This is a genomic window from Prevotella sp. LCP21S3_D2 (genome assembly GCF_052118345.1).
Taxonomy (GTDB): Bacteria; Bacteroidota; Bacteroidia; order Bacteroidales; family Bacteroidaceae; genus Prevotella.
Genome location: NZ_JBQKHJ010000003.1, coordinates 118,850 through 135,417, shown reverse-complemented (window position 1 = coordinate 135,417; position 16,568 = coordinate 118,850). Strand labels below are relative to the sequence as shown.

14 protein-coding genes and 1 other RNA gene are annotated in these 16,568 nt (G+C 45.5%); 6 read left to right on the top strand and 9 right to left on the bottom strand.

What is annotated here, in order from left to right:
- Positions 1 to 46: 46 nt before the first annotated feature.
- The 3 genes from ACTQ16_RS03845 (at position 47) to ACTQ16_RS03835 (ending at position 3,288) form a co-directional block, all read left to right on the top strand.
- A complete protein-coding gene (locus ACTQ16_RS03845; protein WP_294970887.1) occupies positions 47 to 1,483 on the top strand; it encodes a DUF4270 domain-containing protein in 1,437 nt (478 codons plus the stop codon).
- A gap of 9 nt (positions 1,484 to 1,492) precedes the next feature.
- Positions 1,493 to 1,624 carry a dehydrogenase gene (locus ACTQ16_RS03840; RefSeq protein ID WP_153121841.1) on the top strand — a complete coding sequence of 44 codons (132 nt, stop codon included), beginning with the start codon at positions 1,493 to 1,495 and terminating at the stop codon, positions 1,622 to 1,624.
- Between the two features lie 329 nt (positions 1,625 to 1,953).
- Positions 1,954 to 3,288, top strand: coding sequence for an NADP-specific glutamate dehydrogenase (locus ACTQ16_RS03835; RefSeq protein ID WP_294970885.1), 1,335 nt, complete (start codon positions 1,954 to 1,956; stop codon positions 3,286 to 3,288).
- A 172-nt stretch (positions 3,289 to 3,460) separates the two neighbouring features.
- On the opposite strand, the gene ACTQ16_RS03830 is transcribed toward ACTQ16_RS03835, so the two are convergent.
- The 3 genes from ACTQ16_RS03830 to rnpB form a co-directional block, all read right to left on the bottom strand.
- Positions 3,461 to 3,868: a YkvA family protein gene (locus ACTQ16_RS03830; RefSeq protein ID WP_294970883.1), complete on the bottom strand. Its 408-nt coding sequence runs from the start codon at positions 3,866 to 3,868 to the stop codon at positions 3,461 to 3,463.
- A gap of 44 nt (positions 3,869 to 3,912) precedes the next feature.
- Positions 3,913 to 4,350: a hypothetical protein gene (locus ACTQ16_RS03825; RefSeq protein WP_295346194.1), complete on the bottom strand. Its 438-nt coding sequence runs from the start codon at positions 4,348 to 4,350 to the stop codon at positions 3,913 to 3,915.
- Positions 4,351 to 4,463: 113 nt separating this feature from the next.
- Positions 4,464 to 4,904, bottom strand: an RNA gene (gene rnpB / locus ACTQ16_RS03820) — RNase P RNA component class A.
- Positions 4,905 to 5,345: 441 nt separating this feature from the next.
- On the opposite strand from rnpB, the gene ACTQ16_RS03815 reads away from it, so the two are divergent.
- From ACTQ16_RS03815 to ACTQ16_RS03805, 3 genes are all read left to right on the top strand, one after another.
- Positions 5,346 to 6,809, top strand: coding sequence for a trypsin-like peptidase domain-containing protein (locus ACTQ16_RS03815; RefSeq protein WP_294970879.1), 1,464 nt, complete (start codon positions 5,346 to 5,348; stop codon positions 6,807 to 6,809).
- 158 nt (positions 6,810 to 6,967) lie between these two features.
- Positions 6,968 to 7,828 (top strand): sigma-70 family RNA polymerase sigma factor, encoded by an 861-nt coding sequence (locus ACTQ16_RS03810; RefSeq protein ID WP_264950333.1) that lies wholly within the window; start codon positions 6,968 to 6,970, stop codon positions 7,826 to 7,828.
- Between the two features lie 48 nt (positions 7,829 to 7,876).
- A complete protein-coding gene (locus ACTQ16_RS03805) occupies positions 7,877 to 8,533 on the top strand; it encodes a hypothetical protein (RefSeq protein WP_295346190.1) in 657 nt (218 codons plus the stop codon).
- A 77-nt stretch (positions 8,534 to 8,610) separates the two neighbouring features.
- On the opposite strand, the gene ACTQ16_RS03800 is transcribed toward ACTQ16_RS03805, so the two are convergent.
- From ACTQ16_RS03800 to mtaB, 6 genes are all read right to left on the bottom strand, one after another.
- Positions 8,611 to 10,803: a S9 family peptidase gene (locus ACTQ16_RS03800; protein ID WP_294970874.1), complete on the bottom strand. Its 2,193-nt coding sequence runs from the start codon at positions 10,801 to 10,803 to the stop codon at positions 8,611 to 8,613.
- A 1-nt stretch (position 10,804) separates the two neighbouring features.
- Positions 10,805 to 11,623, bottom strand: a complete 819-nt coding sequence (locus ACTQ16_RS03795) for a gliding motility protein GldB-related protein (RefSeq protein ID WP_441936171.1) — start codon at positions 11,621 to 11,623, stop codon at positions 10,805 to 10,807.
- Positions 11,624 to 11,774: 151 nt separating this feature from the next.
- Complete coding sequence (locus tag ACTQ16_RS03790; protein ID WP_441936170.1) at positions 11,775 to 13,037, bottom strand: DUF4861 domain-containing protein; 1,263 nt, start codon at positions 13,035 to 13,037, stop codon at positions 11,775 to 11,777.
- 33 nt (positions 13,038 to 13,070) lie between these two features.
- Positions 13,071 to 14,087, bottom strand: coding sequence for a glycosyltransferase family 2 protein (locus ACTQ16_RS03785; protein WP_441936169.1), 1,017 nt, complete (start codon positions 14,085 to 14,087; stop codon positions 13,071 to 13,073).
- Between the two features lie 3 nt (positions 14,088 to 14,090).
- Positions 14,091 to 14,975: a TIGR01212 family radical SAM protein gene (locus ACTQ16_RS03780; RefSeq protein WP_441936168.1), complete on the bottom strand. Its 885-nt coding sequence runs from the start codon at positions 14,973 to 14,975 to the stop codon at positions 14,091 to 14,093.
- A 46-nt stretch (positions 14,976 to 15,021) separates the two neighbouring features.
- The gene (gene mtaB, locus ACTQ16_RS03775) at positions 15,022 to 16,416 is read right to left on the bottom strand and encodes a tRNA (N(6)-L-threonylcarbamoyladenosine(37)-C(2))-methylthiotransferase MtaB (protein ID WP_441936166.1); all 1,395 of its coding nucleotides are present in this window, start codon (positions 16,414 to 16,416) and stop codon (positions 15,022 to 15,024) included.
- Positions 16,417 to 16,568 lie beyond the last annotated feature (152 nt).

Genomic DNA, 16,568 nt, shown 5'->3' with positions numbered 1-16,568 from the left:
ATACAATTTATCAAGGATAATGAAAATTCTTAGATTATTTACGGTTATGATGATAGCAGCGATAACTTTCGCTGCATGTGATGACACCACCGAGAACATCGGTGGTAGCATCACTAACAATGTAGACAACATCAACATCTCTAACGCTGTTTTCGATGTTGCTACCAATTCTCTAGTTGCAGGTCCGGTGCTCAACAGAAGCAACTCCGGCTTGATAGGAAAAGTAAAGGACCCGGAGACGGGTACATACGTTTCGGGCGATTACATGAGCCAGTTTGGCGTACTTCCTAATTTCGACATCGACACCCTGCAGTATATCCAGAATGCCAACGGTGGCAGAATAGAAGCAGACTCCTGCTACCTGCTCGTCTCTTACAAGAGCACATACGGCGATACCCTCGCCCCTATGAAGGTGACAGCTTACGAGATGACCAAGGCGATGCCGGAGAGTTCCAACTATCTCTCAGACTTTGATGCCTTTGCCGATGGATATGTAAACAAAGACAATTTCCAGGCTAGTGCCACCTATCGGCTCAGCGATTATGTAACTTACTTCAAGATTTATCTCAATAAGCCATATACCAAGGACGGCAAGACCTACAAGAACTACGGTTCTTACATCATGCAGACCTATTATGAGCATCCTGAGTATTTCGAGACCAGCTACCGCTTCATTCACAACGTATGCCCAGGCTTCTACATCAAGAGCGTGGGCGGTGTAGGCAACGTGGCTAACATCTGGAACACCGAGCTTCAGTTCTATTGGACCCGCAGTAAGCAGATCAAGGCTTCTGATGGCGTTACAGACAGTACAGCCGTAGGTCATGGCTATCATCGTTTCGATGGAACCGAGGAGGTATTGCAGCTGAACAAGATTACCAATGATGCCAGCAAGCTGGCTCAGTTGGCTGCTGAGGAGTCGTGCACTTACATCAAATCACCTGCAGGAATCTTCACCGAAGTCACCCTGCCTGTAGAGGAAATCATGAAGGGACATGAAAAAGATACGCTCAACACAGCTACCATCTCGTTCCCACGACTCAACAATACTGATAACAACAACAAATATCAGTTTGATGTGCCTTCTACCATCCTGATGGTACAGAAAGATAGTCTGAACAGTTTCTTCGAGAAGAACAAGATTACAGACAACCGTACCTCGTATACAGCCAGCTACAGCAAGACCGGTTCTACCGTGAACAATGCCTTTACATTCAACAACATCAGTAACCTCATCTCTGTGATGTACAAGAACAAGGCTGAGGGCGAAAAGAAGAATGCCAACTGGGCGAAAGAGCATCCTAACTGGAACAAGGTGGTACTGGTACCGGTAACGGTAACAACCAGCACACTGAACAACGCTACTGTAATCACCAAGATCAATCATGATATGGCACTTACTTCTACCCGCCTCCAGAAGGGTACGAAGCAGAACAGCCCTATCAAGATCAAGGTAATCTATAGTAAGTTTAAGGAAGAATAATCAGACGACATGGCAGACAATTTTCTTGAGCGACATCGCGAGGACTACGAGAAGCGAAAGGCAGCATGGCTCAGAAGGAAGAAGCACCTTCCCAAGATAAAGCAGCCAGCCCTTCAGCGACCGGACGATGAAGCACTGTAAAATACAAAATCACATTCAACAATAAAATGAAATCCCGATAGGCGATTACGACTATGGCTCGCAACTGCTTATTGGGATTTTTTGTTGTTCTTATCTTCCATCCCAGATATCATTCTTTCCCTATTCATGATATCAGTTTTTTCTATATATAATAAGGTGTACGTACACAATTATACGACATTAACCTTTACGAAAAGTTAAAAAAGTGACTTTTTTCTACTTTTTCTTTATTTTTTCTTTCTTTTTGTTGGTTATTCCAAGAAAAAACTATATCTTTGCAAACAGAAATAGGAAAAATAGATTTAAACACAATAAAAGATAAAAAGATTATGAAAGCATCTGAAGTAATCGCGAATCTCCAAAGAAGATTCCCAAATGAGCCTGAGTATATTCAGGCAGTTAGTCAGGTTCTCGGTACTATCGAGGAAGAATACAACAAGCACCCTGAGTTTGAGAAGGCAAACCTCATCGAGCGCCTTTGCATTCCAGATCGCGTGATTGAGTTCCGCGTATCATGGGTAGACGACAAGGGCAACGTTCAGACTAACATGGGTTACCGCATACAGCACAACAACGTGATCGGCCCTTACAAGGGAGGTCTTCGCTTCCACAAGTCTGTAAACTTGGGTATCCTGAAGTTCCTTGCTTTCGAGCAGACTTTCAAGAACTCTCTTACTACTCTCCCTATGGGTGGTGCAAAGGGTGGTTCTGACTTCTCTCCACGTGGCAAGAGCAACAACGAAGTGATGCGTTTCTGCCAGGCTTTCATGACTGAGCTTTACCGTCACATGGGTCCAGACGAGGACGTTCCTGCTGGAGACATCGGTGTTGGTGGCCGTGAGGTTGGTTATCTCTTCGGTATGTACAAGAAGTTGACTCACCAGTTCCAGGGTGTCTTGACCGGTAAGGGTCAGGAGTTCGGTGGTTCTCTCATCCGTCCTGAGGCTACAGGTTACGGTAACGTTTACTTCCTCTGCAACATGCTCGCTACAAAGAACATCGACATCAAGGGCAAGACAGTCTTGGTTTCAGGTTCTGGTAACGTAGCTCAGTACACCATGGAGAAGTTGCTCCAGTTGGGTGCTAAGCCTGTTACATGTTCTGACTCTGACGGTTACATCTACGATCCAGACGGTATCGACCGCGAGAAGCTCGACTACATCATGGAGCTCAAGAACGTAGAGCGTGGACGTATCAAGGAATATGCTGAGAAATACGGCGTTAAGTATGTAGAGGGTGCTAAACCTTGGTTTGAGAAGGCAGACATCGCTCTCCCATCAGCTACTCAGAACGAAATCAACGAGGAGGCTGCTAAGGCATTGGTTGCCAACGGCGTTATCGCTGTAAGCGAGGGTGCTAACATGCCAACTACTCCAGAGGCTATCAAGGTATTCCAGGATGCTAAGATTCTCTACTCTCCAGGTAAGGCTGCCAACGCTGGTGGTGTTGCAGTATCAGGTCTTGAGATGAGCCAGAACTCTGAGCGCTTGAAGTGGTCTCGTGAGGAGGTTGATGCCAAGCTCCACGATATCATGAACGATATCCACGCTAACTGCGTGAAGTATGGTACAGAGCCTGATGGTTACATCAACTATGTAAAGGGTGCTAACGTAGCAGGCTTCCTGAAGGTGGCTAAGGCTATGATGGCTCAGGGTATCGTATAAAATAGAATACATAAGAGAGATTAAGGTCAAATCATCAACATAAAACAGTTGGTCAATAAATAACTAGATAGAAAAAAAGGATAGTAAGTCGCAAGACTTACTATCTTACGATAAAAGCTCCATCTGCAATGTGCAGATGGAGCTTTTATTATTTAGCAAGAGAAGTTTCCTATTATACCGGAGTATCCTCTGGATTATCCTTGAAGAGCTCATCGATGGCAGGGATTTCATCCTCATCAAACCATCTGGAAAGCTTTTCCTGTGCTTTCTTCTTGGCATCCTCTGAAACATCGCCCCAAACCTTATGGAGCACATAGAGCAATACAGCCAGATCATCGCCCAAACCAGCGATAGGAATGGCATCAGGAATCACGTCCAACGGACTAATCAGATAACCCAAGGCTGCAATAATAATTGCCTTATCCTTAAAAGCCACCTTATCGCTCTCCAATGTATAATACAGAATGAGTGCGGCATATACCATCTTGGCACCCGCACGCTTAGCGATATGCGAAATCTTCTCGACAAATGCACTCTGAGTGAACTTGTCCTTGTAATCCATAAAATCTGGTAATGTCATATTAATTTATAATTATTAATTAACAATTTATAGTTTTTACAAGGCTATGCTTTCGGCTCGTAGAAGAGTACAGCCTTGATGTAAGTTTCCATCTTTGCATCCTTGTGCTTGTTGACACGGAAAAGGATGATCATCTGGAGAAGCGACTTGGCAAAGCAAGCCAGCAGCAAGCCGATGATGATGGCAATGACGGTGGTAAGCGCCTTGCCATTCTCATAGATAGGCGACTTATCAGGGAAACATGACAATATCAATACAGGAATCACGGTGATGAAACCACCCACAGTGAGCTGGGTACGCTTGGAGCCACCCATATCCAATATCGCCTGCTTATCAAAAAGGTAATCGTCAAGATCCATGCGGGTGATGCCGTAATTCTCCAACTTAGGGAAATCAGGCTCATCGCCATACTTGTCAATCTTTCCAGTCACCTTGTGTTCAAAATCATCTAATATCTGCTTCTCCGGTTCTTTGAGTTCCATAATCTTGTTTGTGTTTTAAATTGTTTGAAATACAACATCATGCTTGTTATTATATAATAAGGTATTACACCTTCAGATATAAACAGGTAATGATGCAAAAGAACTAAAATAAAGAAAGCAGTGCCCCTATAAGCCGAGTTCTGTACCTGCAATAAATGGTAAGAGAACAAAGAAATGCAGGCGCTTGTCATTTATCTAGTCCCAGAGTCACCCCTGGGCTCAAGCACTCTACCCTCCACAGCAGTTCCCGAAGGAACAATCGGACGAGCCGCCCTCAATCTGCGGTATACATGAGCTTACAGCTCCCAGATGGTACAGCCTGACGATTACCCGCCAGCTGGTGGTCTCTTACACCACCTTCTCACCCTTACCCGACACTAAACCACGATGAAGCAAGCTTCACCGCTACGGAATAAGTTTCGGGCGGTTATTTTCTTCTACCGACACCTACTGTCACCAATAGCTTCTAGTTTCGGAAGTGGGATGCCCTATGCTGCCCGGACTTTCCTCTCGCACGCCAATAACGGAATGCCAGCGACAAGCCGGAGCACTGCTTTCGATATGCAAAGGTAAGAAAAAAAAAGAAGAAAGGAAAATTTATCTCCATTTTTTATATCTCTTTTGCCTTTTTTGCCTCTCTTTTCGAACAAAGAGAACGGAAGGAAGGGGAAAGAAGCTCAAATAAACAGAGATTTCTGCGGGTTTTAATTTGCAAATATTAAGGTATTTCTATTTTTTAATTTCGTATGCAGAAGTAAGAAAAACTACAGAAGTACTGAATATTTGTAAAAATAGGGCATTCCTTGTTTAACAGCCGTTAAAGTGTTAATTTTAAATGTTAAAACCGAATAAAAAACGAAGCAGAAATGAACGTATATCAGAAAATGACTCTATATTTGCAACCGAAAAGCAACAGCTATTGCCACAGAAACAGATTGGCACACTTTTAGCTACTGCTTAAAACAAAGAATAGAAAATAAAAAAAAATAAGAGATATGAAAAAAGTAACAAATTACGTAATCGCTGCATTGTGCGTAGGTTCACTCGCATTCTCTGCAGGTTCATTCATGAAGGTTAACGCAGCAACATCAGCTACAGCAACAACTCCTGGTCAGCCAGTTGACTTGACATTCGCAGCAGAAAAGGCTCTGCCTGCCGTGGTACATATCAAATACGTACAGAACTCTAAGGTAAAGACCGTAGAAGTTGAAAGCGATCCGTTCGGAGGATTCTTCGACCCATTCGGCTTCTTCGGAAATCCAGGTCAGGGAGGCACACGCAAGCAGCAGGTTCAGACCCCTAAGCGCGAAGCTACCGGTTCGGGTGTCATCATCAGTACTGACGGCTATATCGTGACCAACAACCACGTTGTAGAAGGTGCTGACGAATTGACAGTAACATTGAACGACAACCGTGAGTTCTCTGCCCGCATCATCGGAACCGACAAGACTACCGACCTTGCCCTGATCAAGATTGAAGGAAAGAACCTCCCTACTCTTCCTATCGCCAACAGCGATAACGTAAAGGTTGGTGAGTGGGTTATAGCAGTGGGCAATCCATTCGGCCTCAACAATACTGTAACAGCAGGTATCATCTCTGCCAAGGCACGTACACTCGGTGCCAACGGCGTGGAGAGCTTCATCCAGACCGATGCTGCCATCAACGCAGGTAACTCAGGTGGTGCTTTGGTTAACACTAAGGGCGAACTGGTAGGTATCAATGCCATGCTCTATTCCCAGACCGGTTCATACGCAGGTTACGGTTTTGCCATCCCAACCTCTATCATGAACAAGGTGGTTGATGATATCAAGAAGTATGGCAGCGTACAGCGCGTCATGCTGAGCATCCAGGGCAGCGATGTCCTCAATTACATCAATGCACAGAAGGAGAATGGCAAGGAAGTGGATCTCGGAACCAACGAGGGTGTATATATTGCCAAGGTAGACGAGGACGGCAACGGTGCAGCTGCCGACTTGAAGGAAGGCGATGTCATCACCAAGGTAGACGGCAAGAAGGTAACCAAGATGGCAGAGCTGCAGGAGGCTCTCAACGGCAAGCGTCCTGGCGACAAGATGAGCATCACCTACCTGCGCAACAAGAAGACCATCACCAAGACCATTACCTTGAAGAATGCCCAGGGCAATACTTCAGTCATCAAGAGCGCAGACCTCGATGTTCTCGGTGGAACCTTCCGTCCTGTCACACAGAGCATGAAGGATCAGCTCAACATCAAGTATGGCGTAGAGATAATGAAGGTGAGCAACGGTGCTCTGAAGGATGCCGGCATTTCACGCGGATTCATCATCCAGCGCATCAACGACAGCAATATCAGTTCACTCGACGACCTGCAGAAGGCAGTGAAGAGTGCTTCAACCAGCAAGGATCCTGTGCTCTATATCCAGGGCATCTGGCCAACAGGCAAGAAAGCATACTTTGCAGTTCCATTGCAGAAAGACTAAATATTGCAAACAGCTTTTAGGAGAAGAGAAAAGAAATTACCTCTTCTGAAATGATAAAAAATGACAAAATAGCAGGTATTTTCAAAAATATCTGCTATTTTTTTTGTTATTTCAAACAAAAAGCGTACTTTTGCAATAACATAAAATTAAACTCTACCATGAGACAGCTTAAAATAACAAAATCTATAACGAATCGTGAAAGCGCATCGTTAGAAAAATATCTCCAAGAGATTGGTCATGAAGAGCTTCTTACTACGGAACAAGAAGTAGAATTGGCTCAAAAAATAAGGAAAGGTGATAAAAAAGCGTTGGAAAGACTATGCAAAGCTAATCTGAGATTCGTGGTTTCCGTAGCTAAGCAATATCAAAACCAGGGCTTGAGTTTGCCAGACCTTATCAACGAAGGTAACCTTGGTCTCATTAAGGCTGCCGAAAAATTTGATGACACCCGTGGCTTTAAGTTCATTTCTTATGCTGTATGGTGGATCAGACAGAGTATTCTGCAGGCTATCGCCGAGCAGAGCAGATTGGTGCGCCTGCCCCTCAATCAGGTGGGAAGCGTAACCAGAATCATGAAAGAAGCATATAAATTTGAACAGGAATACGAACGCAAACCTAGCATCAACGAGATGGCTGAACGCATCGACATGCCGGAAGATAAGATTGCGGATGCCATGAATGCCAACAGCCACGAAGTCAGCGTGGATGCTCCTTTCGTCAATGGCGAAGAAGGCAGTATTGTTGACTCCATGACAAACCCAGACTATCCTACAACGGACAATGAGCTGGTCAAGGAATCACTCAGAACGGAAGTGGAGCGAATGATCAAGCTTCTCGGTGATAGGGAGCAGAAAGTCATAAAGGCCTTCTTTGGTATCGGTGAACCCGAACTGACACTGGAAGAAATAGGCGTAAAATATAACCTGACCCGAGAGCGCGTGCGCCAAATCAAGGAGAAGGCCATTCGCCGAATACGTCATAATACGAAAAATAAACTGCTGAAATCTTACTTGGGATAAGCATGAGAAAGGCTGAATCCTATAGAAGACAGCATCTGAAATAGGAATATGAAAATGAATATTAGAAAATTAGCTTTAGCAGCAATGGTAATGGCTGTGGGGTTTTCGTCCATGGCCAACGCTGCAAAAAATGATCCGAAAACCGCATATATCTTCGGTTTCGCATCATCATTCAATGATTCTACAGTATACATTACTGGAGTTCAACAAGTAGACTCAGCCTACTTCGTAGGAAGAGCAAATTTCCTGGTAAGCAGAGACAACTATTCTTTCCAGTTGAGAGACTATCTGGAGCAGCAGGGTGCTGGATACAGAACCTGCGCTGTCATCTATGACATCAACAAGAAGAAAGCGGAGAAGAAATGGCTGAAACTTTACAGTAAATATACTCGCAAGCCAAAGGCTCAGCGCCTGAAGAGCGGTGAGAAGCCAAAGGATCTACCTACTCCATGGTTGGTTAAGACCATCGAAAAGGAGAATTTCCATTTCGTAGGTATTGCCCCTACTTCCTTTGAAGAGCCTAAGACCAAGGCTGAAATCAAGGCAGAAAAGCTGCAGGCAAAGGCTGAAGCTAAGAAGCACAAGGCTGACATGAAGAAGCAGAAGCAGAAAATCAAACAGGCTAATGCTGAACTGAAGAAAGCCAAAGCTGAGGCAAAACTGGAAAAGAAAATGCAGAAGAAAATGCAGAAAGAAAAGAAATAATAATAACAATATAGGAAAATGAAAGGCCCAGGGTTCTTTACCCTGGGCTATTTTGTTTTACCCCATTCGAGGCGCGCTTACTTCTGCATATGCTGCTTAAACCAATTGCAAATCTGGCGCAACAGATGATTGCGGGTATTGCCACCAGAGATACCATGGTTACGGTTGGTATACCAGATTTCCTTGAAGTCCTTGTCTGCCTGAACCAATGACTCGGCATACTCGAAGGTATTCTGTGGATGAACATTATCATCTGCCAGACCATGACAAATCAACAAGGCTCCATGCTGCTGGGCAGCACGCTCTATCGGATTCACCTTATAGCCATCCTCATTCTCCTGAGGAGTGCGCATATAACGCTCGGTATAAACACTGTCATAGTAACGGTAACAGGTAGGAGGCGCTACAGCCACACCAGCCTTGAATACAGGACGACCTTCACTCATACTCATCAAGGTATTGAAACCACCATAACTCCAACCCCAGATACCGATATTATCCTTGTCTACGTATGGCAGACTGCCCATATAGAGAGCTGTCTCAACCTGGTCCTTTGACTCCAGATCACCCAAACGGAGATAAGTACACTTTTCAAATTCAGCACCACGGCCACCGGTACCACGACCGTCAACACATGCTACGATGAAGCCCTCCTGAGCCAGGTAATAATCGAAGGCGCCACCGCTACCCATGCTGCCGGTGCTCCAAGCATCAAGAACCTGCTGACTGCCCGGACCAGAATACTGGAAGAGGATAACAGGATACTTCTTGCTGGCATCAAAATCTACAGGCTTAACCATCCATCCATCGAGCTTCACGCCCTCGGAAGTGGTGAAAGAGAAAGTCTCACGCTTACCCCAGTTATACTGCTTGGTCTTTTCGAGGAGTTTCTTGTTATCTTCCAACATCTTGATGACCTTACCCTTGTTGCTGCGAACCGTGAAGACATAAGGATGGGCATAAGAGCTCCATGTGTTCACGAAGTAACGGTAATCACCAGAGAAGATAGCGGCATTGGAACCCTCTGCATCAGTGAGGCGCTCAACCTTGCCATTCTTATGAGCCACATAAACCTGACGGTCGTGAGCGTTCAACTTGGCTGCCTGGAAATAGACATCGCCAGTCTTCTCGTTCATACCATAGATACTGGTTACATCGTAGTTACCCTTCTCTACCTGACGAATCAGCTTACCGTTCATATCATAGAGATAGAGGTGCATATATCCATCGCGGTCGCTAGGAAGCAGAATATTCTTCTTGCCCACAATACTGTTCTCTACCACTTCTTCCTTGACAAACTTAGGCACGCTTTCCTTAATCAGCTGCTTACTCTTGCCTGTGAAAGGATTCACGGAATAGAGACGCATATCGTCCTGATGACGGTTCATGGTGTAGACAATCAGACTGTTGGCATCAGGAGATGTCTTGATACGTGGATAATAGCCGTCTGAATCAACAGGAACATCGAGCGAAATCACCTTACCGCTCTTCAGATTATAGCTCCAGAGACTCACCTTGGAATTGTCCTGACCAGCCTTAGGATACTTGTAGGAATACTCACCAGGATAGACATGATACTGACTGTTGGTAGGATGACTGCCCTCGAAGAGCTGCAGGGAATAAGTCTTCACATGGCTCTCATCAAAGCGGATCCATCCGATAGAAGTACCGTCAGCATTCCATGCAAAAGCACGGTTGAAGGCAAACTCCTCTTCGTAAACCCAATCAGGAATACCATTGATTACCTCGTTAAACTTACCGTCCTTGGTAACCTGAACTTCCTTCTCTCCATCCGAGATAAAGATGTTGTTATCCTTGACGAAAGCGATATGGCGTGAATCAGGCGACCATGTAGCTACCTGCTGTTCAGCACCTTCTGAGAGTTTCTTAAAACTCTTGGCAGCCACGTCATAAATGAAATATTCAGCCTTGAAAGAACGGCGATATACCGCCTTTCGGTTTGTCATCACCAGGATTTTCTTGCTGTCTGGGCTCATCACGTAGCCGTCGATATAATTGAAAGGAGCATTGGAAGCATCCAGATCGAGCAATACAGCTACCTGCTTACCAGTCTTGAATGAATAACTTACCACCTGCTTGCCATTACTGCTGATATTAGCATACAAGTCGGTGCCCTCAATAGGGTTGATACCTGATACATAAGCAGGATTAAATGCGCCGGAAGTAATTGACTTCAAATCCAATTTCTCGGCTGCCTGCAGGGCAGATACCATCATGATTGTTGCGATAAATGTTGTTATTTTCTTCATTTTAATCTTTATGTAAAGCCTCGATAGGCGAGTAATCCTCGTCTTCGAGCAACTGTTTCACGGTTACCTTTGGATAACGTTTTGTAAATGAATTGATCGTTCTTACGTATTTTGACTGAAATACCGTCTTACCCATTGCCTTATTCACTACCCACATGATCTTGCCCATATGCAAGTCACGGTCTAGCTGCGGACGGTTATCAAAGTTTGCCATCGGATACAGACTGAGCAGATAGAACGTCAGACAGTCGGGCACGATATATTCTCTTGTCATCGTACTGCGCTGCTGCACAGTATAGTATTTCTTATAAAGCGGATAGTCACTTCCCATATACTTATCGAGCGAGATTCCAACCGAATGCTCACCCACGACGATGCTCTGGTCCAACGCACCTATCTGTGAATAGAAGATAGGCGGATGTAATTCGGGAATCCAATGTCGCAGACGCTCGAAAGAGGAAACCAGCTGCTTGTTGATATCATCCATATTGGCATAGGCTGCCTCGGCATCAGCTATCAGCGACTGAAGGGTGGAATCCTGATAAAACATCAGGAAACGGTTGCTGATATTGGCTTCGGTAATGGTACCTAGCTGCAACATCTTCTCTATAAGGGTACGGGTTTCTATCGGATAGTCGGTATTCATCTGCTGGAGTGCAGAGAAATCACCAGTAGTCAGATATCGGCTTTGCAAACGGTCATAGCGGTGCACCGTGAGCGGTGCAGCGTCACCCCCCTCGTTCGACTTGAACTTATATTCACAAGCCGAATGCAGAAGCAAAATTGCTAATATGACAATATAATAAAAAAATCTTTTCACTTAAATTCACTGTCTTCTGATTACGTCTGCAAAAATACTAAAAAAAATGATAAAAACCAAGCGTTTTAGCTAAAAAAATAAAAAGAAAAGCCAATAATGGGCAAAACGCTTACATTTTTACCCATTATTGGCTATTTGTGCAACATTCCGGCTATCGGATAGTGCAAGATACAGAAACCTTAACAGGTTCTTCTATCTGCTTCTTCCAGTCTTTCAACCACTGATACCATTCCTTTTCACCCTTGAAACCATAGGTTTCATTGGCACTGGTATAGGCTAGCTTATAGCTCAGGCGGTTGCCTGCTGGCTTTACTACCTGGGTATAAACATCCTTGTTGGCAGGCTCCTGACTGACCAAAGATGTCTGAGGAACATAGATGCCCAAGCCTACCGTTTCCAACTTATGCTTGCCATCGTCCTTGCCTGTTGGCCAGTCGCTGCCATAGCATCCTCGCAACCCCTTATTGTCAGAAAACTCGCTAGAACCCTTCACATTGATAAGTCCCGTAGCAAAGAGATAATCAGAGGCATCCTTATTGAAGAATACATCCACATCGAAATCGCGATGACCCGCATAGATGGTATATCGGATGATTGCATTCACCGGCTTCAATCCCGGAGCCGGAACCCATCCATTATCTACCACCTCTACGATGGCACGAAGCGGACCCTCGGAGATGACACGCTGCTCCTGATATTTCACATCGTTCAGCAATACCTGATTGGTTCCATCCCAACCACGCAAGGCACCGAGTCCGTAGGTATTACCAACCCAGAGACAGTCATCACCCGAACCGGCAGCCAACTGTTCATCGCTTGGATAGAACTGGGTATCATAAACTACCAATCCCTTATTGATCTTTCCATAGAGGTCGATAGTCTGGCGGTTATCGAAATAAACGCGCATAGCCACCAGATCGCTCTCAAAGCAGACACCATGAGAATGAACATAGTGATAGCAATCCTTGGTTTTCTTGTCGAAGGAGATACTACGCAGATAGATGTCCTGCTTGTTCTTGGCAAGCTTCTTGTTCTTGCTAGGCAGGCAGAGTTCTGCAAAGGTACGGGCTGGATACTTCGCCTGCACACCCTCCTGGAAGAGCTGCACCTGATAGGTCTTAGTCTCTTTCTTGCCGAGATCAACCAGGAAACAGAGTTCATCGTTGGTACAATCACGGTTGGTGTCATCGAGCTGAGAAGGTATCTCCTTACCGTCAACGGTTACCACGGCGCGCTGAATATCACCAATAGCTCCCAACTTACTGAGGTCGATAACCACCGGAGCATCGGTCTTAGCCGACTTGGAAGGATTGGATACCGACACTTTGAAGTTTGCCTGCGCCTGGACAGATAAGGCAAAGAGCGATACCAGCGCCAGCATCATTTGTTTCTTCATTGTTTGTTTCTTCATCATAGATTCTTATTTTAAGTTTGTTTATAATTCCGTTTATAACTGCGAGAAGAACTTCTTACCCCTTGCATAGTATTGCCACAGAATAGAACAGTCCAGAATCTGAGGAATATTCTCCTCCACCCTGCTCTCCTGAATCTTCTTTCGGTCCTGGTCAAAGTCGTGCTTCCATGCCTGGAAAGCCTTTCGCGCCTTGAAGATTGCCTTGCAGTCACCCAGGTTACGATTCAGGATAAGCGTCTGGAATGCAGCGAGATAATCCAGGAACCAGCGCTTGCGCATTACAGTCTTCAAATCCCTATCACTCAGGTTCTTATAAAGCATCGTTAAATTATTTCTGAAATTCAGATAGGTCTTCATCGGATTGCTTTTCGGCAAGGTTCCACCACCTACATGATACACCTCGCTCTCAGGAATACAGTATATCTTTCGGCCCATCAGGCGCAATCTCCAGCAGAGATCAATCTCCTCGTTATGAGCAAAGAATCTGCCATCCAGTCCACCTGCATTCCAGTAATCTTCCGAACGGATCATCATGCAGGCTCCCGTAGCCCAGAGTATCTCCTGCTGATAATCATACTGTCCGTTATCACGCTCTACGGTATCAAAGATTCTACCCCTACAGAAAGGATAACCCAACTTATCGAGATAGCCACCACATGCACCGGCATACTCAAACATATCCTTATCATATTCAGCAAGCAACTTAGGCTGGCAAGCAGCCACCAGAGGATGGGCATCCATAAACTCGATGAGCGGAGTAAGCCAATGATGCGATACCTCTACATCACTGTTCAAGAGAACATAATAATCAGCCTCTATCTCTTTCAAGGCACGGTTATATCCCTCGGCAAAGCCGAAGTTCTGCTCCAGGACGATGGTCTTAACATGAGGAAACTGAGTCTCCAGGAGATGCATGGATTGGTCTGAAGAACAGTTGTCGGCTACCCATATCTCAGCATCCTGCCGCGAATACTCCACGACATTAGGCAGATACTTAGCCAGCATCTTCTGCCCATTCCAATTTAATATAACGATTGCTACCTTTGCCATATTTTATTGTAAACTCTTTAACTTATTATTCAGGAGATTGGTGAACTCATAGTTCTTGAGTCCCCATTTGGGAGCGATAAGCAGGTCTTTAGGCGATTGACTGACAAAGCGTTCCAATACCAGATCCTTCCTCAAGAGTCGGATGTACCTGACAATGACATCAATGTACTCCTCCACCGTATATACATGGAAAGGATGCTCGGCATACTCTTGCGCCAATCGGGTACCCTTGATAATCTGCATCTGATGAATCTTCAGGATATCAAGAGGCAGAGAAGAAATGACAGGTGCCTGTCTGAGACTTTCCTCCGCATCCTCTCCGGGCAGTCCGATGATGATATGCCCGCCCGTCAGAATACCTCTCGCATGAGTCCGCTCTACCGCATCACGGCAGCAGGCGAAATCATGACCGCGATTGATTCGCTTCAAGGTCTCATCATTGGCACTTTCGATGCCATATTCCACAAGTACGAAGGTATGCCTGTTCAGTTCCTCCAGATAATCCAGGAGTTCATCGCTCACACAGTCAGGACGGGTACCAATCACAATGCCTACCACATCCTTTAACCGCAGCGCCTCCTCATACATTTCCCGCAGAAGTTCCACCTTGGCATAGGTATTGGTATAAGCCTGAAAATAAGCCAGATACTTCATATCAGGATATTTTCTACTGAAGAAGGCCTTGCCCTCCTCCAACTGTTCCGTTATCGACTTTCTACGGTCGCAATAGCTGGGATTGAACGTACGGTTGTCACAATACGTACATCCACCGCTCGAGATTTTTCCATCCCTGTTAGGACAGGAGAATCCTGCATCTATCGAAATCTTCTGAACCCGGAAGTCAGGAAACTGCTTCCGGATCCAGGAACCAAAATCGTTGTAGTACATTGAACTTTGAAGTTTGAGCTTTGAACTTTATGATTAGCCCTATTAACTATAAACTATCAACAAGCTCTGCTTTCAATGCCGTCTTGTCGTGATTGAAATCACCCAGGCGAACCTTGATGAGCTGATTGTCATATTCTTCCTTGGCGAAAGCTGGCGAAAGCTCCACGCGCACATAGTTCTTGGTAAAGCCGTGCATAGCCTTGCCTCTTGGCGCCTTTTCGAAAAGCACCTCAGCCTCAGTACCGATATACTGGGCATAGAATTCCTGTGTCTTCTGGTCGCTCAACTCCAGCAGACGCTTAGAGCGCATCTTCTTCTCCTTCTCGTCTACTACGTATGGAATCTTCAATGCTGCTGTTCCCGGACGCTCTGAATATGGGAAGACATGGAGTTGGGTAACAGGCAGACTCTTCAGGAACTCATAACATTCCTCAAAACACTCTGGAGTTTCACCGCGACAGCCCACCATTACGTCTACACCGATGAAGGCATCCGGCATCTTCTCCTTGATGAGATTCACCTTATGGGCAAAGAGCGCCTTGTCATAACGGCGATGCATCAGCTTCAGCACCTCATCGCTTCCGCTCTGCAACGGAATATGGAAGTGAGGCATGAAGGCACGGCTCTCTGCACAGTAAGCAATGAGATCATCATCACAAAGATCCGGTTCCAGACTGGAGATGCGAAAACGCTTGATACCCTCCACCTTGTCCATCGCCTTCACAAGATCCAGGAATCGCTCATGGGTAGTCTGACCGAAATCACCGATGTTCACACCGGTGATGACAATCTCCTTACCTCCCTCAGCTGCAGCCTGCTCACACTGAGCCACCAAAGACTCGATGCTAGGATTACGGGAATTTCCACGGGCGAAAGGAATGGTACAATAGGTGCAGTAATAGTTGCAGCCATCCTGTACCTTCAGGAAATAGCGGGTACGGTTGCCGCGGGAACATGAAGGCTGGAAGGTTCTGATTTCCTTCGTCTTCACGCTATGATGCTGATGAAGGGCAGAATCCGACAGCTCCTGAGCTTCGCCATTTGTAGGCAAACCATTCTCAGCAGCAAACTTCTGCGCCCAGGCATCACTGAGATATTGAATCAAGTTCGCCTTCTCATTGGCACCCAACACCAGGTCTACTCCCTCTATTTTACTCACGTTTTCTGACTCCAGCTGTGCATAGCAACCGGTGACGATGACAAAGGCACCAGGATTCTGTCGCACCATGCGATGAATGGCCTGTCGGCACTTATGATCGGCAACCTCAGTAACGGAGCAAGTATTGATGAGACAAATGTCAGCATTCTCCCCCTTTTTGGCAGTAATCACGCCCATATCTTCGAGCATCTTGCCAAAAGTGGAAGTTTCAGAGAAGTTGAGTTTGCAACCTAAAGTGTAATAGGCTGCCTTTTTGCCTTGGAAGGCACTTGAATCTATCATATATTTATCTTATTCTTTGGTTTCTTTAAAGTTTCTGCCCTTACAGGGCGTATAGGGGATGTGCAGTTGCTACTGGTCTTTACCTTACCCTTCGAGCAGCGACCATTGGTTTAGGGAGTGTAGCTAGCAGAAAAGGCGTTCACCTCCCCCAA